This window comes from Pseudomonas sp. SCA2728.1_7 (genome assembly GCF_018138145.1).
Taxonomy (GTDB): Bacteria; Pseudomonadota; Gammaproteobacteria; order Pseudomonadales; family Pseudomonadaceae; genus Aquipseudomonas; species Aquipseudomonas koreensis_A.
On the sequence record NZ_CP073104.1, the window covers coordinates 5,339,974 to 5,366,956 of the forward strand.

The following is a 26,983-nucleotide window of genomic DNA, read 5'->3' on the forward strand; positions in this document are numbered from 1 at the left end:
CGTGAGTGACTTAAAAGGGTGGAGCATCAAAAAATTGTTTTCAATCCTCCTGCATGTGATTGACCGAAAATTGGTTTCATTTATCAGAGAAACCGGAGCTGTAGAGCTCGTCTCAGCGTACACATACGTCTTAGAGGGAGCTGCGCGGGGGGCGGAGGCTCTATCGTTTAGTAGATCGGCACTGTCTACCATTCTGAAATTGAGAACGGTCGAGCAATCCTCTCTCCCTTACTTTAGGACTTCATAGCGCGACGATGGCGCCCCATGGCGGATTGCCTAACCCAGTGTCTATGCAGAGGCAAGGCTGATGCCTCTATTGCACAGTGGGAAACGCAATCAGTGCCTGTTTTTCTACGTTTGGCTAACCCTTTTGAATTCCCGTTTCCTGTGGTAGCGTGATTGCATTTTGCTACTTTTAGATATAACAGAATAAACAGAATGAAGACCATAAAGAAAATCAAAGGTAGAAAGCTTTCATTAGACCAATCCATATTCACTCTTCGAAGAGAAGAGACATATGTGAAAGTGATGAAACGAATAGTAGGCGAAGTCGCTAGGTTCGATATCGCTAACGAGTACCAACTTATTGAAGCCGTCGCGTCGCATTCAAAGTTGCCTGAGCAGTTCAATCCTTTATTTAGTGAGGATAGAGAGCACTACGATGTGCTGCTTATGAACGAAATTCTTTCTCCAGTAGGGTTCCTCCATTGGTTGATAGGTTTATTTAAAAGAAATTCAAAGGTGCTGCGAGAATTTAACGAGCTAAGAGACAGCGTTAATGGCTGCATATTGCAAAGCTTGCCCGATAAAGCATTGCAAATACTCGAAAAGATTGATGGTTTGTCAAAGTCTTGGTGGGCAATCTGCATGAGAGTCCACATAATGAAGGAACTAAAAAAGGAAGATACGAAGCCTTATTTGCTTGGCCTTCAGGCAACGATACCTAAGGCAAATATTACAAACTCCGTTTTCAGGCTTCAAATGATGTCGGAGAGTAGCTCAATTAGGGTCTTTGTTGGTGATATCCGAGCAAGATTGCAAGAGTACCGGACCTCTGGAATTGAGCAGGCGATAGAAAGCGGTGATATCGAGTCATGTCGATATCTTCATCAGTATTTAGATTCTGAGAGAAAGCCGGACCTGCGGTTTCTTAAAGTTGAAGGTCATGAGTCAATAATTGATCAGTATGCAACATTTAAGGAAGTCGTTCTTGAAATAAGTGCTAAGCATCCGCTTGAGCCGAATTTGTCTGAAAAGATTATCGAGCTGTACGACCTAATTGGCGATGAGGAACTGAAGTGTGCAGTAGCAGCACGGCCAGCATTGTCTGCAGATGTGAGGGGAGTTGTAGATGATTATACACTCGGGAAGTATGTCGAAGTTGTTAATAGTATCGAAGAGTTTCTTAAGAAGGGTGACAAGGCAGTCTCCGGCCTAATAGAGATATATGCGAAATCCAAGATTTATCTAGGTTCACCCCACGCTAGAGATACGTTGTTTGACGTCCTTGCGTCGGATATGTCCTCAATATTGCAATGTGAAGTTACAACTGCTGAAAAAATAGAGTATATAACAAAGTTAAGTATCAAGTTTCGTGGAGAGTTATGGGCAAAGTCGGTATCTTTTCATCTTCTTTCTTTGCTGGATGAAACCGCTGAGTCGGGTGTCGTAGAGCTTGCTCGATTAGGTACTCTCGCATTGGGTAAGTATAATACTCCCAAGGCGGCAGATAAAGAGTACATAATGGAGTTGTCGAGTGAAGAGCAAATAAAAAAACTTCCAGATTACAGGGCGGTTAAGTATTTTATTGAGGAGGGAAACAAAGATCGCGTCTGTGAGGAATTGTTTCCTGTGCGCTCGGATTATTTAAAGCTTCGCAGCAAGATTTATCTGGATAATGGGGATGTTATCGGTTGTATAAGTTTTGCAGTTTCCGAGTATATGAAGAATAGCGTCAATTTTTATCATCTTCCATTCGCACGGCTTTGTGGCTCGGTTGCTGATCTTGCTAAGGGGGGGCGGGATGATTTTGTTGTTTGTTTGATGGCGCTAGACATTTACTCGAAAGAGCTTTCGCTAGTTTTTGAAGAATATAAGGCAGAGCTTTTTGAGGAGTTTATGCTGTCAAACGGCACACATAGGCCATCGCAAATATTCGTCCAGAAAAATTTAACGCGAAACGAAATATTTTTCCTGCAAAACATCTGTATACCGTCGCAGCTTGATAATTTATTCCAATTTAGAACCAATGATGAAGTGGTTCATGAACGAGTTGCGATTATAGATCTCCTGATAAATGCAATGCCCGATAAGGAGGTTCAGCTACGAGATGAACGCGATAATGTACTTGTTACATTATTCTCGGAAAAATTAAGGGCAAAAATAGAATCAGGTAAACTCTTCGTTGATGTTCAAACATTAGAATCGATGAGGAAGCATGTATATGTTGCATTGTTCGATCAGGCGAAATCACTCCCTGGTGGGATATTACTAGAGCCCGTTAATAGCGAGAGTGCACTGGAGTCGTCAAAAGACCTATTTAAAGTTTCCGGATCGAATGCCATCGCATCTAACGAAAAGACGGAAATTCTTTACAGTATTCATGTTCATGCCGTAGAAGATTTTGCTCTTAACGAAAACTATGGGCTTGATAAGTATCTTAGTGCAGAAGTGCGCCACATGGTTTTCGTCACGCAACTTCGATCTTGCTTTGAAAAAACACGTCTAGTGACAGTGCAGAAGTCTGGAGAATACATCTCTAACGAATACTGGTTGGGTAAATATAATTTCGTACATCCAAGTATTACGCAAGAAGTTGACGCTTTTCTGAAGAGATTCTCTGCGAAGGTTGATGCAATTCTAAACGCGACTAATGAAAGGTTTCGTGTAGAGACGAGAGTAGAGCGGGGAGGTGGGATTTTTGATTTTACAGCTTATCACCATCAGCTGGTAAAGCTTTCTAGCATTATAGAAGCATCTGAAGATGGAGATTCCTTTTTTAACTCGTTGATAGAGTATATGTGGGAGATGGCCAGCGAAAGCGCCAAGGAAGCTCAGTTACTCATCGCGAACGATCTCTCTATGGAAATTAATGATCTTATTACACAATTAGAAGAGTCTATCAATCTGGCAAAAGGAGATGTCGCCATGATAGATTTAATGCAAGAAATAAAGACTGCTCGGTCGTTGTTCACTAGTCAAATTGAAGTGGTGGTCAACTGGTTCAAGTTTGTAGGCGGTCAGCACTCTCAGGAGCTTGAAAAGTTAGGAGTTGTAATTGAAGCTTCGGTCTCTTCTTTTGAATCGATCTATGGGCATAATGAGTGCGAAATTTCGTTTACTCAAACTAAGAGTCATTTGCAGTTGACATATCGGGAGGCGAGGTCACTGTTTATTGCGATATTTACTGCTTTGGAGAACTCTGTGAAGTATGGAAGTCGCACTTGCGCTATCGAAATTGAACATAGAGTATCAACCGCTGAGAATATAATTGTTATCAAAAATGGTATTGCAGATGGGGAGCTTGCTGATCCGCAGGCACTAGTAAGAGCTCAAAAAGAAAAATGGACTCCTGCGCACGCTCCGTTGAACAGAAAGGAAGGGGGGTCAGGGCTCTATAAGATTTTTAGCACACTCACCACAACTTCAGACGGATTCTCATTTGATATCAACGCAGAATGCAGTGAGTTTGTGGCTACTATGAGTTTAAAAAATGAATATTTTGATAATCGAGGATAATCCGCTAAAGCGGGACAAGGTTGTAGAGTTTCTAAAGGCCAATGACGCGCTGAATATAACAGAGGCTGCATCTTATAATTCCGGCCTGTTGGCTGTTCATGAGAAAGTGTTTGACCTTCTCATTGTTGATATGAGCATGCCGACTTTTGATAGGAATGAGAATACTCAAGGTGGACGTTTTCGCGCTCTTGCTGGAAAGGAGATTGTAACCAAGCTATCTAAGGCTAATAAACTGGTCCCTTTCGTTGTACTGACGGGCTATAAGGATTTCAGTATCGATTCTCAGAGTCTGAGTATCGATCAAATTCACGACCTTTTAAAGACGTTGGGTGACCTCTACCTGGGCTGTATAGTTTTCGAAACGACTGATGATGTTTGGCAGGGTAAGTTGAGTGCGGTATTGGAGAAACTTGGATGTTGAAAATACTTTTGGTAGATGATTCCGCACCTCGAGGTGAGTTAATAAAGCAGAAGTTTAGGGAGCATGGTTTACTACCGCACATGGTCTTTACAACCTGTATCAGCGCTGATGCTGCGAGAGTTGAATTGCTAGAGGCATGTGATTTATTGATTTTGGACGTTCTCCTGCCCAAGAAAGATCATGGTACGCCCCAAGCACTTCATAGCATGAATTTGCTCAAGGATCTTGCTGATACATATAAGCCATTTATTCGGCCAAAAATGATAATTGGTCTAACAGCGGATTTCGAGGGTTTGCAAACGCATCAGCGGACGTTTTTAGATGCGGCTTCAGTAGTTCTCGATGGGAACTTGAATAGTCAGGATTGGATTGATTCTTTAATTAGGCAAGTGACGACCATTGTAGAGGCTTCGCAAAAAATAGAAAAGCTTGCTACTGATCAGATGCTAATAAGTGTTCATGGCATACGTACGTATGGAAGTTGGCAGAGGAGCTTGATTGAAAATATAAAAAAATACTCACGAAGCTTTGATTTTGTGGAGATTAAATATGGATATTTAGATCTTTTCTATTTTTATGTGCCTTGGAGTCGGAAAAAGAAAGCAGTTGAAATTGGTCGCAGGTTGGCACGGATCATTGATCAGAATCAAGATAAGAGGATCGTGGTTGTAGCACACAGCTTTGGTTCGGTTGTTCTTTGTGAGGCATTAAAGTTTATTGAAAGTTCTTCTAGAGTTGGAGTGGTGATCATGTGTGGCTCCCCTCTTTCGGAGAAGACAAATATTGATCATGTAGTTGGCGCAGCTGATCTAACTGTTAACGAGTGTGGTGTTAATGATAATGTGCTTTTGTTCTCGAAATTAGCAGTCCCCGGGTTAGGTTATGCGGGAAGAGTTGGCTTCTATAGAGAAAATACTTCTCGCTTCTTGAATCGGTATCATCTTGGTGGTCATAGTTTGTATTTCGAAGAATGTCAGGACGGACCTACATTCGTCGAGGGACAATGGCTGCCAATATTAATTGGTGGTAAGTGTGTTGATCCTGTTGACTCCCGATCTGTGTCACTAGTGCAGGATGTTTCTGTCTTATTTATGCGGTGTGTTGATAAAGTTAAAAACTTCAAGTATTTGCTTTTAGCAGGTGTGGCTGTTTCTTTTGGATATTATTTATTTAAGTAAGAGGAATTTCACAGAGCCATATTCATTGTCTGTTTCTACGTCATGTTTGATTTAATAATAAGACGGACATCCCTGTCGTTATTCTAGCTAGAGCAGATCTGCGAGTCTGATAACCCGTGTAGGGGGCCCCCCTTAGGGAGGACCCATAAAATCTGCCGCTCCGGCCCCCTTTGCCCCGGAGGAATCAGATACGGCAGATTTGAGGATCTGAAGCGACCCGTCGCGTCCACTCGCGCTGAAGGTTCACGCTGTGAAAAGGGGCGAGGGGAACGCTAATCCGTAGGTAGCGAAAAGGCAGTGTTCCACGTGTTCCATGTGTTCCAGAAACGTCGGAGGCCACGGAACACATGGCTTTCAGAGGCGGAACACCAAATGCGAATAACCGGAACACCAGTTACTCGGAACACGATTGGTGTTCCGCGATTTGGTGATCCGGTTATAGGTGGAAAGCATCGCCGTAGATATCGGCGATGCGGTGAGTCAGGCGGCTAGCAACTGCTCCATGGACAGTGCATAAGCTTTATCTCTGATTGTCTTCTCGCTGATGCACGAAGCCCCATGCGGGGTTTGCAAGGGCACATAGAGCTCACTCAACGAGCTTGTCCATCCCAAGGCTTTCTCGGTGGCTTCCAAGTGTGCCGCGACTGCGGCGAATTCCTGAGCGGCCTTGTCCATGCGGTCAGCCCACATGATCCGCGCTACGCGTAGCTGGCGCTGACGAAGATCTTTCAAAACCTCTCTGACTTCTGCAATTTCCACATCGAGCTTCTCGACTTCGTTTTTCAAGGCCTGCGCGGTCGCTGCCAATCCTCGCTTGCCACGTGTCACCATTGCCAGTGCTTCGGAGGCGAGATGCAACACCTTCTCCGCACGCTGCTCATCTGCGTCGTTTCCGTCACTGAGAGCTACCGCATAACACGCCGCGGCTTGTTTCTCCGCATATTGGGCCTTCTCGACTTCGGCTCGTTTCTCATCCTCTAGCTTTTGCAGTTTGGTCGAAAGTTTTAGGCGTTTGTCCTGCAGCTTTTGCAGGTCGCTCTGTACCTGACTGATTTCTTTCTGAGCCTTTTTGATGTTGGCGCTCGCGAACCGGGTGCCATCTTCCCAGTCGACCAGCCTTTGAATACGCTTGATCTCGGAAGCGTGACCCTCGATAGCAGATTTAGCGTTATCAAACGCATCAGTGATTTCGCGAGGATAAGGCGCTCTATTAATGCGATTGTTTGCGTGGAAGCGTTTGGCCTCCTTTGCCGCCGCGCTAAGATTCGGTAGCGCCTTTTTGAGACGTTCCAGTTCAGCTTGATGGTGCTTGAGTTGCTTTTGAAGTTCGCTCATAAAAATTCTTCCATATCAAAATTTGTGGTGTTTGTACGCATTATTCCGGGCGGGCCAGACCCGAAGCGGCCGGCAGTTCTCCTCAATCCGCCAATACTTCACGCGGCTTCGGTTTCAGAGGAGAGGAGGGCGTTGGCATGCACCACGTACGCTCTCGTTTTGGCGAGCCCGGGGAGCCGCACCGATTGCGCAGCACGACCTTCCGCGCTGGCTTCCAGAATCCCGCGCTCGATTAGTTCCCGGTTGACCAGGGTGAGGCTCATGCCTTTGAACACTTCCGCCCTCCACGCGGTGGGCAAGAAGTAGTAGGTGACTAACGTGTAAACGCCATCTCCCATGCCGTGTTCAACTGTGCGCCGGAAGCCGAGGCGGTCGGTGGTCCGTGGTGCGTGATCGTCGGTTTTGGCGGCAAGACCGTCCCAGCGGGTGAAGCGGCTTTCACCGAATCGCTCGATGACCTGCTGCAATCGGCTCACAATGGCGTCGCCTTCCATGTTCCCGGCACCGCCGCGTTCTTCGAGCCAAGCATTGAGGCAAACCTGCGCCGCTGTGGTCGCAGTACCTTCCGGCCAGCCAGTAACACCGAGCGCCGTCGCGAGTTCACCTGCGGCAGCGGCAAGACCGAAGCGGGCAGCGGCACGATGCGCTTGACCGCTGGCGGAAGCAGGAAGGGCCTTGGCGATAAAGCGCTCCACCGTGCGCCGCAGCATGGCTGTCCAGCCGAGCATTTCACCTGGCTTGCATAGCGCTGACAGGAACGCGGTAAGCGGCGTACCGTAGTATTTGCCTACTCGTGCTTTGAGTGCGTCCGACAGGGCGGCGGCGTCTTCGAACCCGTTCAGCACGTCGAACATGCCCAGGCCTTTGCTCGCATCCGCAGGCACCGCCAGCATGCGGATTTCCATCCCTGCTTTTAGCTCTTTGTTCGCGTCGGCCATGTGCTGCGCCAGTGTCTTTTCGCCGGTCGAAAGAAACAGCAAACGCCACTCTTGCACCTGACGGCCCGCTAGCCCTCGATCATTGGCGCGAGCTTTGCCCGTGCCGTTGCCGAGCATGTACACCGTTTCACCGATGATGCGCGGATCACACATACCGATTTCGTCGAGTACCAAGACGCCGTCCGAATGTGCGGCGGCAATCGACTCCAACGCGTTGTCGGTAGAGCGCCACGACCGGACCAATCTCGGCCCGCCGTAGACCGACGCGGCAACTTGTAAATGAGTCGTCTTGCCGCCGGAGCTGTCGCCATACAGATGGAAGCCACCTGATTCATGCCCTAACAAGTGCAGCAGCGGCCCGGCAAAGGCCACGCTCACAACAAACGCCAAGCGGTGATTGCCAGCACACAGCGCACCGATTTGCTGCTGCCATTGCTCTAGCGTCCCTGCCTCGCTGATAGGTGGCAGCTGCGCCCCGGAATCGCAGAAGAATAAGTGCTCATGGCTGTTACCAATCTGTTGATCAGGCAGCAGGTATGCAGGCCCATGCCATCCAAGGCGAGTGACCAAACGTGCCCGCTCGTTGCTGTCGAACCCTTGCAGATAACTTTGAAGATCGTTGCGCGCATTGCGACCTGAGCGCGTTCCAGGTAAGCGCAATCCCATATCTACCAGCGGCCCTAATACGTCTTTGCCGAAGTCACCGGTCATGTTACGAGCGGGAATGTTCCAGCGCTTTTTAGCGCCGTCTGGATCGTCGAACTCAACCAGCAAACCCCAGTTGTGACCCTTGTCATCGCGAGTGCGGGCGAGAATCTCCAAGGAGGAGCACACTGGCCGCGACTCACCATCATCGCCGGTATAGAACACGCCTTCGGGGGCCAGTCGAAATCCACCGGGCAGCAAATCTGTTTTCGATTTTGCCGGTTGTTTGGCTGCTGCTTTTGGCTCTGCAGGTTCGTCGGACTGCTCGTGGTTGAGGGAGACGAAAAACTCACCGCTGCGCTTCAGCTCGGCGACGTGTGCTGCCGTCCAACCTTTGGCCAGCGCGTCGGCGGCATCGTCGCCTTCGTCCCACTTACCACCTTTGGCAAACGCGGCTAGACCATCTTTTAGCGTGGGTTTGCGCTTGAACGTAGCCAGCTCAACGAATCGCAACGATTTGGCACCGATCTCGTGCAGCTTTTTGGCGACCTCTTCCATGCACGCTGAGCCGCTGCTGTCGTTGTCCGGCCAAAGCACAACATGACGTCCTTTGAGTGGTGCCAGGTCGGCCTTGTGCCAAGAGTTAGACCCGTTCGGCCAGCACGTGGCCACGAAGTCCGGCATCAATTCGCTTGCCGCATCGGCGGCTTTTTCGCCCTCGCACAACACGACAGGTGCAGAATCGCGCAGTGCCAATTCTTCCAAGCGCAGGAGCGGACGCGGGTCAGGCAATCCCTGCCATCGCCATTGCGTGGTTTCGCTGTTGGAGCGCTGGCACCAAGTCAGTGGAGCGAAGACTTTTTTAGGCTTGCCGTCTTCATCTGGACCGAGATCAAAGCGGTAAAGCGCCATGAGTGGCTGACCGCTAGCGTCACGGTAGATCCAGACTTTCGACGGAGCACCGTGATCTCGATGGCGGACTGGGCAACGTTGCATCGCTTCGGCCGGGATCGGCTGTATGGCAGTCCATGTTGGCGCTTTGGTTTTACCTTGAGCGGGAGCCGACCGCGCCGCACCGACGCTCACGCTCAGCAGTTCCGTGAGCTTTGCGCACGCCTCGACATCGGTGCCGCCGTTCAAGTAGCGCACCAAGTCGATAAGGTCTCCGCCTTTGTCGCCGGTGGCGAAGTCAGCCCAGGTGCCTTTGTTCAAATTGACCTTAAGCGAGCCTGCGCGCTTATCGGTGCGAGTTGGATTGGGGGCGGTGTATTCCTTGCCGCCGTCGACACGCTTTCCGTTGGGCAGCCAGTGCGCTAGGACACGTTCAATTTCCTTCAGCGATGCGGCTTTTACGTCGGCGAAGCTCGGACGTTTCGCTTTGCTGCTCTGGTGCTGGCTCATGTGTCGGCCCTCGGCGCGAACAGGGTGTCAGCCACGTCATCAAGCAGCGCTTTTGCCATTTCACCTAGATACAGTGCAGGCCAACTAAACCGTTCGCATTGATCGCTCATGGCGGCGTCGCGGTTGAGCAGATTCACGTGGTCTTGCAACTGAGAGGCTAGCTCCAGAGCATCTTCGATGGGGATGCCTGCGTTGACGCGAAACAACTTCAATCCGCTGGCATTGGCAGGCGAAAAATTCGTGCGGCCAATCGTGGTCAACGCGTTCATAGCGCACCGCCTTCGTGCTCCGCTGGAACGGAAGTGGTATCACCGTGCAGAGCGAGGGTTTTGATCAAGCCGAGGGTGCCGCGAACATCCCAAATGACGGCGGCAATAACACGGTTGGAGAGGCGCGACTCACCTTCAAAGTGGTCTTCGAGCAACGTCAGCACCGAGTCCGCGCGCTCAATTGCGCAGGCGATAGCGTCAATCGGTACACCAGCTCCGGCGCGCTGACTGACGCTGAGAATGTCTTCGGGCAGGGCAAAATTCAGGGTGTTGTTCATTGGGCACCGCCTGCGGCTTCGAGAGCGCGAGCTTTGGCCATATGTGCGTTGTAGCGGGCGAGACGTGTGGCAAGACTGGAGTTGGCGTGTAGAGCGGCGAGAGCCATTGCACGGTGTGCAGCGGCGCGATTTCTGGACGGAGTGAGAGCGGACATAGGTGTAGCTCCAAGTTTGAAGATGGAGCTGCCACTGATCGTCGCCAAACGATTTAAGGTGGCAGCTGTGCGCAGGTTGGCGAACCGGGAACTTGGAACCCGGCAGACCCGAAGGTCTCCCACGCACAGCTGCCATAACACGAAACGGCGGGCACAAAAAAAGCGCCTGCTGTCGTATGGGGCGCCTGTGCGCCAAGTCTCTCGGGTCGCCAAACCCGGTCACTGAATTTGCAGCGACACCGGCAGAATAACCCCGAGATTTTATTAGCGCAACCGGCACGAAGCCTTGCGCATTTTTTTGATGCGACATAAATTGATCGGGCATACAGATTGACCTCAAACGCCCCCGGTTGCCGCCGGGGGCGTTTTCGTTTCAGGCGTGGGCTTCCCAACGCAGATTGAGCAGGGGGAGGAAGCCGTCATCGATCATGGAGCGGGCGTCTTCGTAGGCTGCCGTTTGCTGGCCTTCATCAACGATCACCGCACCAAATTTTTCGCAATGAAGCGCGAGGGCGCACCATGTACCGTCGGCCCAGCTAAGTACGCTGACCACGCGTCCCTGTCTGTCTTGTCGGCCGCGATAGCGCTCGAGGCGCTGCATCGTGGCGTCTGAAAAGCCGATGCGGCGCAGCACTGAAAAAGGATGCATCAAGGCTTGATTGGCAATCGAGCGGCTCATGCGGCCACCTCATCACGTGCTTGAATGCGACCACGTGACCACGCTTGAACTTCCGACAAAACCCAGGCCACGGGGGCGCCGCGAGCGTTGCTGTTGGTTAGCTTTACGGTTTTGGGAAATCCACTTTCTGGTTCGTTCATCAGCTTGTAGATGGTGGGGCGTGCGAGACCGACGATACTCATGACTTCGCCGATACGGATGAGGGTCAGCGACGGGTCGATTGGTGTGAAGTCATTTGCAAAGGAGCGAAGGCGCGAATTTTTCATATCTCGTTGCTCGCAGCTGCGGCGGCGCCATGCGTGCGGCTTTCCAGCCACGCCGACACATCTTTGGGCCGATAACGCACGCGGCTTCCGACTTTTACGTACGGCAGCGGATTGCGACGCGAACTGCGCCAGGCGGCGAGCGTGCGATGCGACAGGCCAAGAGTGGCAGCCACTTGATCGGGGGTGAGTAAGTCAGCGGCAGAAGGTGGAAGTGGAACGATAGGTTGAAGGCTTGGGGCAGTCATTGAACGTTTCCTGTAGTCGTTGAGAGTTACAGGGCTAACGCTAAATGCAGAGGTGGAAATGAACGGCAGTTCACTTCCTTAAAGCAAATGAATTGATGGGTATCTCGCTCAAAATCGAGCAGCACTTTTTTCACATCTGAGTGCCTAGAGCTGAAGCCCCGAGACCTTGTTTATGCCCATGAGAGCCTCATCGAGAGCTGGTGAGAGAGGTTGGGTCTGGTGTGGGCCATTGCCCTTTACAAGGTCATTTCCTTGGTAGGTGCTGAAAGCTTATTACCCAGTTCATCAAGTTCTGCATTTGCATGCGAAAAACATTGACAGGTGATGGTGAGCATTGCTGGTATAGTTGCAGTGAGTAGTCAACATGGACGCTATGCTCTATAGAGTAAGCGAGTGATGCTGGAGGGGGCACCCTTCGTTAGGCATTTTGTATATTAATTGGAGCGGTTGAATGGACACTAAATACCTAGCTACCGGTGCAGGTGTTCTTGTCCCGCCAATATGTGGATTTGTTGCGAATCTGCTATTGCGCAAGAAAGAGGCACTAAAATCAAGTGGGACGGATTGGCTTTTGGTATTGTGGGTTTTTGATTTGACAGCTGCGCTTACTATAGAAGAATTTTCGAAGTTGATTCCCGGGGGGACATTTCGAAATTTAGGCGTTTCATTGTTTATCGTTCTGACGTTTTTTTCTCTACTTTGCTGGTGGGCGATAGGTGCTTTCGTTGAGCCGCACGTAAGGGCCGAGGTATCTCACTGGAAAGAAAAGTTGCTGCAGTGGTTTCTATTTATTGTTGCATACTCGGTTGCTATGGCCATAACCGCATTTAATACGTTCATTTTTGTTTATAAGGGGTGATCATGTTAGACGCGATTGCAATATTTTCCTTGTTTTTTTGCGTTTGTTTGGTAGTAGCAGTTGTAGTTTTTTTGTGTGTAAATCATAAAGAAGTTCGTGACCTAATTGCGTTGCGAAAGAGGGCGGTTGGCTCCTGGGCTGAAAAATATTCAGTGCATTCTTATGATCGGCATCGACGGATAAGCGTAAATTCTCACTTTTATAAGGTGAATCTAAAAGGCGCGGATAAAAAGGTTAACTATGGCCCAATGGTTGTTTCTTATAGTAGGCAGCGCGTGAGTTATGCTAAAGAGATTTTTGATCGAGCAGGTGCTTTTTTAGTGTTAATGATTATAATGCCGACCTTTTTAGTAGTGGCACTTGCTATAAAGATCTCTTCGAAAGGTCCGGTTTTCTTTCGTCAGCCTCGTCGAGGTATGGGGGGGAAGGTGTTCTATGCATATAAATTTCGCACAATGTATGTTGGTCGTAGTCTGGCGGTTGAAAGTGAAGGTAAGCTCGACGGGCGAGTAACGAGATTAGGTCGTTTTTTGCGAAAGTACTCGCTAGATGAGTTGCCTCAACTTTTCAATGTTATGGCTGGCGATATGTCCTTGGTGGGTCCACGCCCTTATCGGTTAGATGAGGATGATCTTTATATATCTACTGTAAGTGGATATGCTGCTAGGTATTCAGTTAAGCCGGGTATGACTGGATGGGCGCAGGTCTATGGTCAGGGTGCGGCCCACAAAATCTACGAAGCAGAAAGCCAAACGAAATTGGATATGAAATATGTGCAATTGCATAGCGTTTGGCTGGATGTGAAGATTTTGATTTGTTTGTTTGTCCCAGTGCTTCGGAGTCGGCTTCTAAATTGGTAAGAGTTGGCCCTTGGTCTTCGGCGATATTTAGCCTCGCCGGAGTCGCTCAAAGCACCCCGTTCGCAATCAAAATGTTGCGAATTTGTTTTGCAGATAGCTTAGCGGTGCCGCCAGGCGTTTTGAGCGCTGAGTCAGTTGCTGTAATGATGCCGACGATCTCCCTTCGTGATCGCCCATCACTGAGCAGCCTCTTGGCGTGAGCGCAAATACTTTGATTGCGGTCTATGGCGGCCTCTCGGCGTATGGCTGCCGAGTTGTTGCCCGCTTTGCGTGCAGTCGCACTAATGCGGATCTTATCTGCTCTGCTCAAAAGCGGCGAGGCATAGACGTTCGCCAAGGTCATGTAATAGCGGGCTGTGCCCATCAAATCAGCGGCTGCCTCACGTGCTTCGATTTCCAAATGAGGCTGCTGATGACGTACTTCTGCCACAAACTCCACAAGGCCGTCTGACGGATCTGCAATCAGAGACGCTAGATTCTCAAAATTTCCCGCACACAGATCCTCGTCGAAGCCACTCAACCACCTCTCCAGTGTCTCAATGACTCGGCAGGCTCGATCAATCGCCAGCGCGGCGATATATTGGCTTTCAGCAATAGCTGAGTTGGATGATTCCCCTATCGTCCAGTGAATGCATCGAGGTAAGTCGTCTCTGGATCGTTCAAATTGTTGGGATATGTTGTAAGAGAACCGTCTGACATTTGCCAGCACCCGGATGGACTCTTCGGACCATTCCCCATCTTTCAGATGGCTCGTCCAATGCTCTTGGCCCTCCGCTATGAGTTCAAGAGCATCATCGATGCGGTCTGCAAATTCGTCGTATAGCGTGAATCGTTCGAATTTTTCTACAACTTCCCATCCCTCAATATCAAGGGGGGCGCTCAAGTAAAATTGTCTATTCAACATTCACCCCTCGCCCCATTTCAGCGCCCGTAAAAATGCGAGCGATCACGCCCGACATTGCTTTGAGGCCGTCACTGAGCGGAGGGCTCCCGCCGTCTCTACTGATTTCGGAACACCTTTTGTGTGCCATCGCCCATGTGTTCCAGTTGAGAGCATTCTGTGTTCCACCGTTGAAAACCATGAACTTAAAGGCTTTCAGCAGTTTCGGAACACATGGAACACGCGGAACACCGCTTTTTTGAGGGTTGGGAGTTTGCACTGTCAAATCGCCCTACCAAACTGGCACGCGACAACGTTCCCGTTCTGCAGTTTGTCCAGATGATCGGCATACCACTGCATCATGGCTGTTCGTTGCTCGAGGTACTGAGCTTTGTTGTAGACCCCTGAGATGCCCTCTTCTTTGTGAGCCAATTGCGCCTCGACATGTTCCTTTGGCCATCCGTGTTCGCGGAGCAATGTGCTCGCCGTGTGCCGTGTGCCGTGACCTACAAGACGTCCTTTGTAGCCTATGGTCGCGAATACCTTGTTAATCGTGTTCTCACTGATTGTAGGGTTCTTCGCGCCTACTCCCGGAAATAGCCAGCGGCTTCGCCCGGTTAAAGTTTGCAGCTCTTTAAGGGCGATCAATGCTTGGCGCGGAAGGGGACACACAAAGTCTCGGCGCATCTTCATCTTCGATGCAGGCGTAGTCCAAAGAGCTTTATCAAGATCAAACTCTTTCCACTCCGCTAGACGAACCATTCCCGGCCTTGAGGCTGTCCAAATGCAAAGCCATGCCGCCGTTCTGGCGGTGAGTCTGCTGGGGGTGTTCTTTAAGGCGGCGAGAAACTCGCCGAGTTCGGGCTCTAGCAAATGAGGGTGTTGTTGAGTCTTCGGTGCTTGAGCAGCGATGTCGCGTAGACGGCTACCTGGATCGTTTTCTGTCAGTCCCAATCCGATTGCTCTGCCGAAGATCTGATTGACCCACGTCCGACATTTCTCAGCAACGTTATGCGCCTCCCGAGCTTCGAGGGAGGCCTGGAGATTTGCACAATCGGTTCGGGTTATTTCGTCCAGAGGTTTATCACCAAGCGCTGGAAGAATGTCTTTGTCGAGGTAGGTGCGGATTTTGTTGAGGGTGGAGGGAGCGAGACCTTTCTCCTCCTTTGCCTTTAGCCAAGCTTCCGCAGCTGCTCTGAAGGTTCGGGTTCGAGCGGCATCGATTGCCGCTTTTGCGGAACGCTTCTGTTCAAGAGGGTCGGCACCGCTACTGACAACCTTACGTAGATTGGCTGCTTTTTCACGGGCAAGTGCGCCGCTGACTTCTGGATAGCCGCCGAGGCCCATCCATGCCCAGTTACCCGCAGGCCGCTTGTACCTGAGTTGCCATGACTTGCCACCGTCCGGCTTGACCCGAAAATACAAGCCGTTTGCATCCAGCTCTCGATATTCCTTTGTTTCAGGCTCAAGCCCTGCAAGCGTCGTATCGGCGAGGGGGCGGCGCTTGATGTCTGCGCGTTTCATCCTTGTATCCCAAAGTTCGGTATTTTTCTCAGGATACAAGCAGGGATACAGGGATACAACGGATAAGGTGAGACAGGGGTAAACAGACAGGCACAAAAAAACCGGCCAAGTGGCCGGTTTCTTTGGGTCTGAGAGTCTGTTAAAGACTTTCAGATACTGCTATATGGTGCCCCGAGGGAGACTCGAACTCCCACTCCTTTCGAAAACGGATTTTGAATCCGCCGCGTCTACCAATTCCGCCATCAGGGCTCAATGGCGGCGAAGTATAGAGATGAGATTACCGTCGGTCAATCAGGTACATAGAGAATTTTCGATATTTCCGCTAGACTTTCCGGCCCTGCTAGACGAACTCCATCATGCGCGTTGCTGACTTTACTTTCGAGCTCCCTGATTCGCTGATCGCCCGCCACCCTTTGGCCGAGCGTCGCGGTAGTCGCCTGCTGACCCTTGACGGGCCGAGCGGCGCCCTCGCACACCGTCAATTCACTGATTTGCTCGAGCATTTGCGCCCGGGCGATTTGATGGTGTTCAACAATACCCGGGTGATTCCGGCGCGGCTGTTCGGGCAGAAAGCGTCCGGCGGCAAGCTGGAAATCCTCGTTGAGCGGGTGCTCGATACGCACCGCGTGCTGGCCCATGTGCGTTCCAGCAAGTCGCCGAAGCCGGGTTCGAAGATCCTTATCGATGGCGGTGGCGAAGCCGAAATGCTTGCGCGTCACGATGCGTTGTTCGAGCTGGGCTTCGCTGAAGAAGTGTTGCCGTTGCTCGACCGCGTCGGGCACATGCCGTTGCCTCCTTATATAGACCGCCCGGACGAAGGCTCGGATCGCGAGCGTTATCAGACCGTGTACGCCGAGAAACTCGGTGCGGTGGCGGCGCCGACCGCCGGGCTGCATTTCGATCAGTCGCTGATGGAAGCGATTGCGGCCAAGGGCGTCGAGACTACTTTCGTCACGCTGCACGTGGGCGCGGGGACGTTCCAGCCGGTGCGCGTCGAGAAGCTTGAAGATCACCACATGCACACTGAGTGGCTGGAAGTCGGCCAGGACGTGGTCGATGCGGTCGCGGCGTGCCGTGCGCGCGGTGGTCGGGTGATTGCGGTCGGTACCACCAGCGTGCGTTCGCTGGAAAGTGCTGCACGCGATGGCGTGCTCAAGCCGTTCAGTGGCGACACCGATATCTTTATCTTCCCGGGCCGGCCGTTCCATGTGGTCGACGCCTTGGTGACCAATTTCCATTTGCCGGAATCGACGCTGTTGATGCTGGTTTCGGCATTTGCCGGTTATCCCGAGACCATGGCTGCCTACAAGGCCGCCGTCGACAACGGTTACCGCTTTTTCAGCTACGGTGATGCGATGTTCATCACCCGTAATCCCGCACCGACTGCCCCTGAACAAACAGGCCCAGAGGAAACAGAATGAGTCGCGAATGTCGCATGTCCTTTGAACTTCTGGCCACCGATGGCAAGGCCCGGCGTGGTCGCCTGACCTTCCCGCGTGGCACCGTCGAGACCCCGGCGTTCATGCCGGTGGGCACTTACGGCACGGTCAAGGGCATGTTGCCGCGTGACATCGTTGCCACCGGTGCAGAAATCATTCTCGGCAACACCTTCCACCTGTGGCTGCGCCCTGGCACCCAAGTGATCAAGGAACACGGCGACCTGCACGATTTCATGCAGTGGAAAGGCCCTATCCTCACTGATTCCGGTGGTTTCCAGGTGTTCAGCCTCGGCGCGATGCGCAAGATCAAGGAGGAAGGCGTGACCTTCGCCTCCCCGGTCGACGGCGCGAAAGTGTTCATGGGCCCGGAAGAATCGATGCAGGTGCAGCGCGATCTCGGCTCCGACATCGTGATGATCTTCGACGAATGCACGCCGTACCCGGCTGATGAAGATGTCGCGCGGATTTCCATGGAGCTGTCGCTGCGCTGGGCTCAGCGCTCGAAAAATGCTCACGGTGACAACACCGCTGCATTGTTCGGCATTGTTCAGGGCGGCATGCACCAGGATCTGCGCATGCGCTCGCTGGAAGGCCTCGACAAGATCGGCTTCGATGGCCTGGCCATTGGCGGTCTGTCGGTGGGCGAGCCGAAGCACGAGATGATCAAAGTATTGGATTATCTGCCGGGCATGATGCCGGCTGACAAACCTCGTTACCTTATGGGCGTTGGCAAACCGGAAGATCTGGTTGAGGGTGTGCGCCGCGGTGTGGACATGTTCGATTGCGTGATGCCAACCCGTAATGCCCGCAATGGGCATCTGTTCATTGATACCGGCGTGCTGAAGATCCGTAACGCGTTCCATCGCCATGATGAATCGCCGCTGGATCCGACCTGCGATTGCTATACCTGCCAGAACTTCTCCCGCGCTTATCTGCATCACCTGGACAAGTGCGGCGAAATGCTGGGAAGCATGCTCAATACCATCCATAACTTGCGCCATTATCAGGTGCTGATGGCTGGTTTGCGCGAGGCTATTCAACAGGGTACATTGGCCGCCTTTGTCGATGCCTTCTACGCCAAACGCGGGCTCCCCGTTCCGCCTTTGGACTGAGTTTTCTGACCCCAAGATTCAACATTTGCAACTGGAGTGCTAAATGAGCTTTTTTATCTCTAACGCCATGGCTGACGCGGCTGCACCGGCTGCTGCCGGCCCAATGGGCGGCGGTTTCGAGTGGATTTTCCTGGTCGGCTTCCTGGTCATCTTCTACCTGATGATCTGGCGTCCACAGGCCAAGCGCGCCAAAGAGCAGAAGAACCTGCTGAGCAGCCTGCAGAAAGGCGACGAAGTTGTGACCACCGGCGGTATCGCTGGCAAGATCACCAAAGTGGCTGATGACTTCGTGGTCCTGGAAGTTTCCGACACCGTGGAAATGAAGTTCCAGAAAGGCGCCATCGCCGCCACGCTGCCAAAAGGCACGCTGAAAGCGATCTGAAGCAACAACTTCTACTCAATCGACGGGGCGCGCAAGGCGCCCCGCGTTCATAACGGGCGGCGTGATGCTGAACAAATATCCTCTGTGGAAATACATTCTGATCCTGGCGGTGCTGGCGATCGGTCTGATTTATTCCGCTCCGAATCTATACCCCGATGACCCGGCCATTCAGGTCAGCGGTGCAAGCACTGCGCTGCAAGTCAATCAGGCTGATCTGGATCGTGTGAGCACTGCGCTCAAGGAGTCCGGGATCAACGTCAAGGCAGCCACGCTGGCCGCCAACGGCAAGGGCGGTCTGATCCGTCTGAGCAAGGCTGAAGATCAGCTGCCGGCCAAAGACGTTGTGCGCAAGGCGTTGGGTGATGACTACGTCGTCGCGCTGAACCTGGCACAGACCACCCCGCAATGGCTGCGCAATCTGGGCGCGCACCCGATGAAGCTGGGTCTGGACTTGTCCGGTGGTGTGCACTTCCTGCTGGAAGTGGACATGGACAAAGCCCTCGATGCACGCCTGAAAGTCTACGAAGGCGACGTCAAGAGCCTGCTGCGTAAAGAGAAGCTGCGCTATCGCAGTCTGCCGCAACTGGGCGGTGCCATTCAGTTGGGCTTCAGCGATGAAGATTCCCGCGAACAGGCCCGTGCACTGATCCGCAAGAACTTCAACGATTTCGACATTGTTCCGGCCGACCTCAATGGTCAACCGGTGCTGCGTCTGGCGATGACCCCGGCAAAGCTGGCGGAAATCCGTGAATACTCCATCAAGCAGAACTTGACCACGGTACGTAACCGCGTCAACGAGCTGGGTGTTGCCGAACCGATCGTTCAGCGTCAGGGCGCCAACCGCATCGTGGTTGAGCTGCCGGGCGTGCAGGACACTGCCGAAGCCAAGCGTATTCTCGGCAAGACGGCCAACCTTGAGTTCCGTCTGGCTGCTGAGCCGGGTGCTTCGAAAGCCACCTCCGAAACCTTCGAGTTCCGTGAAGGCAATCGTCCGCCAGCACAGATCGAGCGTGGTCTGATCATCACCGGTGACCAGGTTACCGACGCCAAGGCCGGTTTCGGCGAGCACGGCACGCCTGAAGTGAACATCCGTCTGGATGGTCATGGTGGTGAGCTGATGAGCCGCGCTACTCGTTCGAACGTTGGTCGCAGCATGGCGGTGATCTTCATCGAACAGCGTCCGATCACCACTTACACCAAGCAAGTGGTCGATGGCGTCGAGAAAGACGTTGCGGTGCAAACGTTCAAGGAAGAGAAGAAGATCATCAGCCTGGCGACCATTCAGTCGCCGCTGGGTGCTCAGTTCCGCATCACTGGCCTGAACGGTCAGGGCGAGTCGTCCGAGCTGGCGCTGCTGCTGCGTGCCGGTGGTCTGGCCGCACCGATGTACTTCGCTGAAGAGCGCACCATCGGCCCGAGCCTGGGTGCTGACAACATCACCAAAGGTATCGATGCGTCGCTGTGGGGCATGCTGTTCGTGTCGCTGTTCATCATCGCCATCTACCGCTTCTTCGGCATCATCGCCACCGTCGCTCTGGCGGTGAACATGGTGCTGCTGCTGGCCCTGATGTCGCTGCTGGGTGCAACGCTGACCCTGCCGGGTATCGCCGGTATCGTATTGACCATGGGTATGGCGGTCGACGCCAACGTGCTGATCTTCTCGCGGATTCGTGAAGAGATCGCCGCCGGCATGACCGTGCAGCGTGCAATCAACGAGGGCTTCGGCCGGGCATTCACTGCGATTCTCGACGCCAACCTGACTACGTTGTTGGTCGGCGGGATTCTCTTTGCCATGGGCACCGGCCCGGTCAAAGGTTTCGCAGTGACCATGTCCCTCGGGATCTTTACCTCGATGTTCACGGCCATCATGGTGACCCGCGCAATGGTCAACCTGATCTTCGGCGGACGTGACTTCAAGAAGTTGTGGATTTAAGGGGCTGCCATGTTACGTACAATCAACTTCATGGGCGTTCGCAACTTCGCGTTCGGCGTCACAGTGTTTCTCACGTTGCTGGCTATGTTCAGTGTCGTGACCAAGGGTATGAACTGGGGCCTGGACTTCACTGGCGGTACGCTCATCGAGCTGACCTACGAGCGTCCGGCGGATGTCACCAAGGTGCGTGAAGAGCTGGTGACTTCGGGTTATCACGAAGCCATCGTGCAGAGCTTTGGTGCAACCACCGATTTGCTGGTGCGCATGCCGGGTGAAGACCCGCAGTTGGGCCATCAGGTCGCGCAAGCGCTGCAGAAACTCGGCGGTGACAACCCGGCGACGGTCAAGCGTGTCGAGTTCGTCGGCCCACAGGTCGGTGAAGAGCTGCGCGACCAGGGCGGCCTCGGCATGCTGCTGGCGCTCGGCGGCATCCTGATCTACCTGGCGTTCCGCTTTCAGTGGAAATTCGCGGTCGGCGCCATCGTTTCGCTGATTCACGACGTGATCGTAACCATCGGTATCCTGTCGTACTTCCAGATCACTTTCGATCTGACCGTACTGGCGGCGGTGCTGGCGATCATCGGTTACTCGCTGAACGACACCATCGTGGTATTCGACCGGGTTCGTGAGAACTTCCGTGTCCTGCGCAAGGCAACGCTGATCGAGAACATCAACATCTCGACCACGCAGACCCTTCTGCGCACCATGGCGACGTCGATCTCCACGTTGCTGGCGATCGCGGCACTGCTGTTCTTCGGCGGTGACAACCTGTTCGGCTTCTCGATCGCGCTGTTTATCGGTGTTCTGGCGGGTACTTATTCGTCGATCTACATCGCTAACGTGGTGCTGATCTGGCTGAACCTGACTACCGAGGATCTGATTCCTCCGGCCAACACCGAGAAGGAAGTCGACGACCGTCCATAACGGCCATCGTTTTCCCGGCTGTCAGCCCAAGAAAGGCGCGAGTTGAACTCGCGCCTTTTTTTATGCTCCAAGGCTGGGAGAAGCGCGGGCGCGTCCCGTATGTGATGGTCAGGAGGTTCATGTGAACAAGTCGTTGCTGGTTGGTGCGGTATTGGGTGCTGTCGGTGTGACTGCCGGGGGTGCTGTTGCCACCTACAGCCTGGTTAAAAGCGGCCCTGAGTATGCGCAAGTATTGGCCGTTGAACCGGTTAAAACACAGATCAAGACTCCACGTGAAGTGTGCAAGGACGTGACAGTGACGCGTCAGGCACCGGTAAAGGATCAGCATCAGATTGCCGGTACCGTCGTCGGTGCGCTGGCAGGTGGTTTGCTGGGTAATCAGATTGGCGGCGGCACCGGCAAGAAGATTGCCACGGTCGCCGGTGCGGTCGGTGGCGGTTATGCGGGTAACAAGGTGCAGGAAGGCATGCAAGAGCGTGACACCTACACCACCACGCAAACCCGCTGCAACACGGTCAATGACATCAGCGACAAGGTCGTCGGTTACGATGTGCGTTACTCGCTCGATGGCAAGGAAGGCAAAGTGCGGATGGATCGCGATCCGGGCAACCAGATTCCGGTCGACAAGGAAGGCAAGCTGATTCTGTCGCAGAATGAGCCGGGTCAGTAAGTACCGACTGTTCTAACAGGAAGCACCCTGCGGGGTGCTTTTTTTGTGCCCGCGATTTAAGCAGCACAGCAAATCCCCTGTAGGAGTGAGCCTGCTCGCGATAGCTATTTATCATTCAATACAGGTGGTGGCTGATACACCGCTATCGCGAGCAGGCTCACTCCTACATTGGTCCGGTGGTGTGGCGGGTGACGAATTCCAGGCATAAAAAAAGCACCCCGAAGGATGCTTTTTTCGTTTCGCGTGAAGCTTAGCGCTTCAGCGAGGCCGGCAGGTGCGGCTGGATCGCCGTCAGAACTGCCTTGAAGCATTTGGTGTTGCCGGCAACGATGTGGCCTTTTTCAAGGAAGTCGTGACCGCCGGTAAAGTCGCTCACCAAGCCGCCAGCTTCTTGAATCAGCAGGGCGCCTGCAGCCATGTCCCACTCGGACAGACCCGATTCCCAGAACGCGTCGAAACGACCGGCAGCCACATAAGCCAGGTCCAGGCTTGCCGAACCGGCGCGGCGGATGCCGGCAGTCTGGCCAACCAGAGCGCGGAACATGCCCAGGTAGTTGTCGAGGTTGTCCATCTGGTCATCGCGGAACGGGAAGCCGGTACCCAGCAGGGCGCCGTCGAGGCTGGTGCGACCGCTGACGCGCAGACGACGACCGTTCAGTTGGGCGCCGCGACCACGGCTGGCGGTGAATTCTTCCTGACGAACCGGGTCCAGAACCACTGCGTGTTCCAGGCGGCCACGGTATTTGCAGGCGATGCTGACAGCGAAGTGCGGAATGCCGCGCAGGAAGTTGGTGGTGCCGTCCAGTGGATCGATGATCCACAGGTACTCTTCGCCTTCGATGCCGGTACCGGCGTGCAGGCCAGTCTCTTCACCGCGGATGGAGTGGTTAGGGTAAGCCTTGCGCAGTGCGTCGATGATTTTCTGTTCAGCGGCGCGATCGACCTCGGATACATAATCCTTGGCGTCTTTTTCGTCGACCTTGATGGTATCCAGGCGCTCGATGGAGCGGAAGATCAGTTCACTGGCGCTGCGGGCGGCGCGCAGCGCGATATTCAGCATGGGCTGCATGGATGTGTCACCTAAGGTTGTTAAAGAAAGCCGCGCATTCTATCAGAACTTTTCTTCAGGTGAAGGACGCTGTTCGCTTTCATAGCTTAACGGTAGGCTGTTCTGTAAGATTTGCACCCCTTTCCTGTGTCCGAGAGCGCCTCCCTTGCTGCAGAACATTCGTGTCGTCCTGGTCAATACCAGCCACCCCGGCAATATCGGCGGGGCCGCGCGCGCCATGAAAAACATGGGTCTGTCGCGATTGGTGCTGGTCGAACCGCGCCTGTTTCCGCACCACGAGGCCGATGCACGCGCCTCCGGTGCCGGTGACATCCTGGAAAACGCGCAAGTCGTCGCCACCCTGGAAGATGCCTTGGTCGGCTGCAATCTGGTGCTTGGCACCAGCGCCCGTGACCGTCGTATCCCCTGGCCGCTGCTGGATCCGCGCGAATGCGGCACCAAAGTGGTCGAGGAGGCCGGGCAGGGCGCCGAAATCGCCCTGGTGTTCGGCCGTGAAGATTCCGGCCTGACCAATGACGAGTTGCAGCGATGCCACTTTCACGTGCACATCCCCTCCGACCCTGAGTTCAGTTCGCTGAACCTCGGCGCGGCGGTGCAGGTATTGAGCTACGAAGTGCGCATGGCCTGGCTGGCGGCACAAGGTCAGCCGAGCAAGATCGAGAAAGAAGAAGTGGCCTCGGTGAAAAGCGCCGAGCTGGCGACCATGGATGAGCTGGAGCGCTTTTATGAGCATCTGGAGCAGACGCTGGTCGCCATCGAATTCCTCGATCCCGAGAAACCCCGGCACTTGATGGCGCGCCTGCGCCGGTTGTACGGACGCAGCTCGGTCAGCCGGGCGGAAATGAATATTTTGCGTGGCATCCTCACGGAAACCCAGAAAGCGGCCCGTGGTGAGCTTCTTAAGCGGAAGGACTAAATGATGTTTGAGCGTTTGCGTGAAGATATCCAGAGCGTGTTCCATCGAGACCCGGCAGCGCGTAACGCTTTTGAAGTCCTGACTTGCTACCCCGGTATGCATGCAATCTGGATTCATCGATTGGCCGGCATGCTCTGGCGCAACGAGCTGAAATGGCTGGCGCGGCTGGTGTCGAACTTCGGCCGCTGGTTGACCGGGATCGAGATTCACCCGGGCGCCAAGGTCGGTCGTCGTTTCTTTATCGACCACGGCATGGGCATCGTCATCGGTGAAACCGCTGAGATTGGCGATGACGTGACCATTTATCAGGGCGTGACCCTGGGTGGCACCAGCTGGAATAAAGGCAAGCGCCACCCGACGTTGGGTGATGGCGTGGTTGTTGGTGCGGGCGCCAAGGTGCTTGGCCCGTTCACGGTTGGCGCCGGTGCCAAGGTCGGCTCCAATGCTGTGGTGACCAAAGAAGTGCCGCCGGGCGCCACTGTTGTCGGTATTCCTGGACGAATCATCGTCAAGTCCGATGAGGAGCAGGACGCCAAGCGCAAGGCCATGGCGGAGAAGATCGGTTTCGATGCCTACGGCGTCAGCGAAGACATGCCCGACCCGGTGGCGCGCGCCATCGGTCAGTTGCTCGATCACCTGCAAGCAGTGGACGGGCGGCTGGAAGGGATGTGCGGCGCGCTGAAGGATCTGGGCAGCAATTACTGTGCGAAAGATCTGCCTGAGCTGCGTGAAGAAGACTTCGCCTGCGTCAAAGGCAAAGACGAGTCGAAAGCCAGCTAAACCGCAGCGCGTCCTTCGCGAGCAAGCTCGCTCCCACATTGGAATGCGTATCCCTTGTGGGAGCGAGCCTGCTCGCGAAGAACGATAACGCGGTACCGCTGGCTGCATGCCGCCAGCCTTTGCTATGATGCGCGCGCTCTTTTGCGGGTAATCCTGACTAAAGTACTAGGTCTTAAAGTTGACTTAAATACTCGGGAATTGCATACTCGCCCCATTCTGAACTCCGTGGTAACTGTCCATGCGACTGACTACAAAAGGCCGATACGCCGTGACCGCCATGCTTGACCTGGCGTTGCACGCGCAGCACGGGCCCGTGTCCCTGGCCGATATCTCCGAGCGCCAAGGCATCTCCCTGTCCTACCTCGAACAGCTGTTCGCCAAGCTGCGCCGCAGCAACCTGGTTTCCAGTGTTCGCGGCCCGGGTGGTGGCTACCAGTTGTCCCGCGACATGCAGGGCATTCAGGTCGCTCAGGTGATCGATGCGGTAAACGAATCGGTCGATGCCACCAAATGCCAGGGCCAGGGCGATTGCCATTCCGGCGACACCTGTCTGACCCATCATCTGTGGTGCGACTTGAGCCTGCAGATTCACGAATTTCTAAGTGGTATCAGCTTGGCTGATCTTGTGACTCGCCGTGAGGTGCAAGAAGTAGCCCAGCGTCAGGACCAGCGCCGTTGCAACAGCAAGGCGCCACGCCTGGACAAGATTGAAGCGTCCGCCGTCGAATGACAGCCAGAGAGCTAGCGGCACGCCAGCCCTGATTTAGGAGATAGTCCATGAAATTGCCGATTTACCTTGATTACTCTGCGACCACCCCGGTTGATCCGCGTGTTGCGCAAAAGATGAGTGAATGCCTGCTGGTCGACGGAAACTTCGGTAACCCGGCGTCCCGTTCCCACGTGTTCGGCTGGAAGGCTGAAGAGTCCGTCGAAAACGCCCGTCGTCAGGTGGCCGATCTGGTCAACGCTGATCCGCGCGAAATCGTCTGGACCTCCGGTGCCACCGAATCCGACAACCTGGCAATCAAGGGTGCGGCGCATTTCTACGGCTCCAAGGGCAAGCACCTGATCACCTCCAAGATCGAGCACAAGGCTGTCCTCGACACCATGCGCCAACTGGAGCGTGAAGGTTTCGAGGTTACTTACCTCGAGCCGACCGAAGACGGTCTGATCACCCCGGCCATGATTGAAGCTGCATTGCGCGAAGACACCATCCTGGTCTCCGTGATGCACGTGAACAACGAAATCGGCACCGTCAACGACATCGCAGCGATCGGCGAACTGCTCCGCGCCAAGGGTGTTCTGTTCCACGTCGACGCCGCTCAGTCCACTGGCAAGGTCGACATCGACCTGCAGAAGCTGAAAGTCGACATGATGTCGTTCTCCGCCCACAAAACCTACGGCCCTAAAGGCATCGGCGCGCTGTACGTCAGCCGCAAGCCGCGTGTGCGCATCGAAGCGACCATGCACGGCGGCGGTCACGAGCGTGGCATGCGTTCCGGCACCCTGGCGACCCACCAGATCGTCGGCATGGGCGAAGCGTTCCGCGTAGCCAAAGAAGACATGGCTGCCGAAAACGTCCGTATCAAAGCCTTGAGCGACCGCTTCTACAAGCAGGTCGAACATCTGGAAGAGCTGTACGTCAACGGCAGCCTGACCGCCCGCGTTCCGCACAACCTGAACCTGAGCTTCAACTACGTTGAAGGCGAGTCGCTGATCATGGCGCTCAAGGATCTGGCGGTATCGTCCGGTTCGGCGTGCACCTCGGCGTCGCTGGAGCCTTCGTACGTACTGCGCGCCCTGGGCCGCAACGACGAACTGGCACACAGCTCGATCCGCTTCACCTTCGGCCGTTTCACCACCGAAGAAGAAATCGACTACGCCGCGCAGAAAGTCTGCGAGGCCGTTACCAAGCTGCGCGCTCTGTCGCCGCTGTGGGACATGTACAAAGACGGCGTCGATATCTCGAAAATCGAGTGGGCGGCACACTAAATATAGAAGCCGCCAGATACAGATCCTGTAGCGACGCGGCGGTTTACGCAGCGCAGTTGCAGGGTCTCAAGAGCGGCCCTGATGAGTGAGGATTG

Annotated in this window: 25 protein-coding genes and 1 tRNA gene; 15 read left to right on the plus strand and 11 right to left on the minus strand. The window is 53.8% G+C overall.

The window, feature by feature from the left end; translation table 11 throughout:
- The first annotated feature begins 519 nt into the window (after positions 1-519).
- The 3 genes from KBP52_RS24015 to KBP52_RS24025 are packed head-to-tail and all read left to right on the plus strand — an operon-like array spanning position 520 to position 5,337.
- Positions 520-3,738 carry a hypothetical protein gene (locus tag KBP52_RS24015; protein ID WP_212621095.1) on the plus strand — a complete coding sequence of 1,073 codons (3,219 nt, stop codon included), beginning with the start codon at positions 520-522 and terminating at the stop codon, positions 3,736-3,738.
- Positions 3,713-4,159 carry a response regulator gene (locus KBP52_RS24020; RefSeq protein WP_212621096.1) on the plus strand — a complete coding sequence of 149 codons (447 nt, stop codon included), beginning with the start codon at positions 3,713-3,715 and terminating at the stop codon, positions 4,157-4,159. The genes KBP52_RS24015 and KBP52_RS24020 overlap by 26 nt, the downstream gene beginning before the upstream one ends.
- Positions 4,153-5,337, plus strand: a complete 1,185-nt coding sequence (locus KBP52_RS24025) for an alpha/beta hydrolase (RefSeq protein WP_212621097.1) — start codon at positions 4,153-4,155, stop codon at positions 5,335-5,337. Before KBP52_RS24020 ends, KBP52_RS24025 begins: the two co-directional genes overlap by 7 nt.
- 480 nt (positions 5,338-5,817) lie before the next feature.
- Here KBP52_RS24025 and KBP52_RS24030 read toward each other — a convergent pair whose 3' ends face one another.
- From KBP52_RS24030 to KBP52_RS24060, 7 genes are all read right to left on the minus strand, one after another.
- The gene (locus tag KBP52_RS24030) at positions 5,818-6,672 is read right to left on the minus strand and encodes a hypothetical protein (RefSeq protein ID WP_212621098.1); all 855 of its coding nucleotides are present in this window, start codon (positions 6,670-6,672) and stop codon (positions 5,818-5,820) included.
- Between the two features lie 98 nt (positions 6,673-6,770).
- Positions 6,771-9,656 (minus strand): DUF927 domain-containing protein, encoded by a 2,886-nt coding sequence (locus KBP52_RS24035; RefSeq protein WP_212621099.1) that lies wholly within the window; start codon positions 9,654-9,656, stop codon positions 6,771-6,773.
- Positions 9,653-9,925: a DUF3077 domain-containing protein gene (locus tag KBP52_RS24040; RefSeq protein WP_212621100.1), complete on the minus strand. Its 273-nt coding sequence runs from the start codon at positions 9,923-9,925 to the stop codon at positions 9,653-9,655. The genes KBP52_RS24035 and KBP52_RS24040 overlap by 4 nt, the downstream gene beginning before the upstream one ends.
- Positions 9,922-10,203, minus strand: a complete 282-nt coding sequence (locus KBP52_RS24045) for a hypothetical protein (protein WP_212621101.1) — start codon at positions 10,201-10,203, stop codon at positions 9,922-9,924. The genes KBP52_RS24040 and KBP52_RS24045 overlap by 4 nt, the downstream gene beginning before the upstream one ends.
- A gap of 528 nt (positions 10,204-10,731) precedes the next feature.
- The gene (locus KBP52_RS24050) at positions 10,732-11,037 is read right to left on the minus strand and encodes a hypothetical protein (RefSeq protein ID WP_212621102.1); all 306 of its coding nucleotides are present in this window, start codon (positions 11,035-11,037) and stop codon (positions 10,732-10,734) included.
- Positions 11,034-11,303 carry an AlpA family phage regulatory protein gene (locus tag KBP52_RS24055; RefSeq protein WP_212621103.1) on the minus strand — a complete coding sequence of 90 codons (270 nt, stop codon included), beginning with the start codon at positions 11,301-11,303 and terminating at the stop codon, positions 11,034-11,036. The genes KBP52_RS24050 and KBP52_RS24055 overlap by 4 nt, the downstream gene beginning before the upstream one ends.
- Complete coding sequence (locus KBP52_RS24060; RefSeq protein ID WP_212621104.1) at positions 11,300-11,548, minus strand: helix-turn-helix domain-containing protein; 249 nt, start codon at positions 11,546-11,548, stop codon at positions 11,300-11,302. Before KBP52_RS24060 ends, KBP52_RS24055 begins: the two co-directional genes overlap by 4 nt.
- 451 nt (positions 11,549-11,999) lie before the next feature.
- Between KBP52_RS24060 and KBP52_RS24065 the strand changes: the two genes are divergently transcribed.
- Both KBP52_RS24065 and KBP52_RS24070 read left to right on the plus strand, forming a co-directional pair.
- A complete protein-coding gene (locus KBP52_RS24065; RefSeq protein WP_212621105.1) occupies positions 12,000-12,407 on the plus strand; it encodes a hypothetical protein in 408 nt (135 codons plus the stop codon).
- 2 nt (positions 12,408-12,409) lie between these two features.
- Positions 12,410-13,267 carry a sugar transferase gene (locus KBP52_RS24070; protein ID WP_212621106.1) on the plus strand — a complete coding sequence of 286 codons (858 nt, stop codon included), beginning with the start codon at positions 12,410-12,412 and terminating at the stop codon, positions 13,265-13,267.
- 46 nt (positions 13,268-13,313) lie between these two features.
- Here the strand turns inward: KBP52_RS24070 and KBP52_RS24075 are convergent, their stop codons facing one another.
- From KBP52_RS24075 to KBP52_RS24085, 3 genes are all read right to left on the minus strand, one after another.
- Entirely contained in the window at positions 13,314-14,171 is an 858-nt protein-coding gene (locus KBP52_RS24075) for a hypothetical protein (RefSeq protein ID WP_212621107.1), read from the minus strand.
- A 258-nt stretch (positions 14,172-14,429) separates the two neighbouring features.
- Positions 14,430-15,671 carry a tyrosine-type recombinase/integrase gene (locus KBP52_RS24080; protein WP_212621108.1) on the minus strand — a complete coding sequence of 414 codons (1,242 nt, stop codon included), beginning with the start codon at positions 15,669-15,671 and terminating at the stop codon, positions 14,430-14,432.
- A 164-nt stretch (positions 15,672-15,835) separates the two neighbouring features.
- Positions 15,836-15,920: transfer RNA gene (locus tag KBP52_RS24085), tRNA-Leu, on the minus strand.
- 107 nt (positions 15,921-16,027) lie between these two features.
- On the opposite strand from KBP52_RS24085, the gene queA reads away from it, so the two are divergent.
- The 6 genes from queA to KBP52_RS24115 all read left to right on the plus strand — a co-directional run bounded on the left by queA (position 16,028) and on the right by KBP52_RS24115 (position 22,131).
- The gene (gene queA, locus KBP52_RS24090) at positions 16,028-17,092 is read left to right on the plus strand and encodes a tRNA preQ1(34) S-adenosylmethionine ribosyltransferase-isomerase QueA (RefSeq protein WP_077574434.1); all 1,065 of its coding nucleotides are present in this window, start codon (positions 16,028-16,030) and stop codon (positions 17,090-17,092) included.
- Between the two features lie 14 nt (positions 17,093-17,106).
- Positions 17,107-18,222 (plus strand): tRNA guanosine(34) transglycosylase Tgt, encoded by a 1,116-nt coding sequence (gene tgt / locus KBP52_RS24095; RefSeq protein ID WP_161986576.1) that lies wholly within the window; start codon positions 17,107-17,109, stop codon positions 18,220-18,222.
- 43 nt (positions 18,223-18,265) lie between these two features.
- Complete coding sequence (gene yajC / locus KBP52_RS24100; RefSeq protein WP_007916913.1) at positions 18,266-18,604, plus strand: preprotein translocase subunit YajC; 339 nt, start codon at positions 18,266-18,268, stop codon at positions 18,602-18,604.
- A 64-nt stretch (positions 18,605-18,668) separates the two neighbouring features.
- A complete protein-coding gene (secD, locus tag KBP52_RS24105) occupies positions 18,669-20,537 on the plus strand; it encodes a protein translocase subunit SecD (RefSeq protein ID WP_077574432.1) in 1,869 nt (622 codons plus the stop codon).
- 9 nt (positions 20,538-20,546) lie between these two features.
- Positions 20,547-21,461, plus strand: a complete 915-nt coding sequence (gene secF, locus KBP52_RS24110; protein WP_038362953.1) for a protein translocase subunit SecF — start codon at positions 20,547-20,549, stop codon at positions 21,459-21,461.
- Positions 21,462-21,582: 121 nt separating this feature from the next.
- Positions 21,583-22,131: a glycine zipper 2TM domain-containing protein gene (locus KBP52_RS24115; RefSeq protein WP_007956693.1), complete on the plus strand. Its 549-nt coding sequence runs from the start codon at positions 21,583-21,585 to the stop codon at positions 22,129-22,131.
- A 250-nt stretch (positions 22,132-22,381) separates the two neighbouring features.
- On the opposite strand, the gene suhB is transcribed toward KBP52_RS24115, so the two are convergent.
- Positions 22,382-23,200, minus strand: a complete 819-nt coding sequence (suhB, locus tag KBP52_RS24120; RefSeq protein ID WP_016984379.1) for an inositol-phosphate phosphatase — start codon at positions 23,198-23,200, stop codon at positions 22,382-22,384.
- Between the two features lie 145 nt (positions 23,201-23,345).
- On the opposite strand from suhB, the gene trmJ reads away from it, so the two are divergent.
- From trmJ to KBP52_RS24140, 4 genes are all read left to right on the plus strand, one after another.
- Complete coding sequence (gene trmJ / locus KBP52_RS24125; protein WP_008084663.1) at positions 23,346-24,116, plus strand: tRNA (cytosine(32)/uridine(32)-2'-O)-methyltransferase TrmJ; 771 nt, start codon at positions 23,346-23,348, stop codon at positions 24,114-24,116.
- 3 nt (positions 24,117-24,119) lie between these two features.
- A complete protein-coding gene (gene cysE / locus KBP52_RS24130; protein WP_007916901.1) occupies positions 24,120-24,896 on the plus strand; it encodes a serine O-acetyltransferase in 777 nt (258 codons plus the stop codon).
- Between the two features lie 238 nt (positions 24,897-25,134).
- Entirely contained in the window at positions 25,135-25,626 is a 492-nt protein-coding gene (gene iscR, locus KBP52_RS24135; RefSeq protein WP_003227911.1) for a Fe-S cluster assembly transcriptional regulator IscR, read from the plus strand.
- 47 nt (positions 25,627-25,673) lie between these two features.
- Entirely contained in the window at positions 25,674-26,888 is a 1,215-nt protein-coding gene (locus tag KBP52_RS24140; RefSeq protein ID WP_077574430.1) for an IscS subfamily cysteine desulfurase, read from the plus strand.
- Positions 26,889-26,983: the final 95 nt, after the last annotated feature.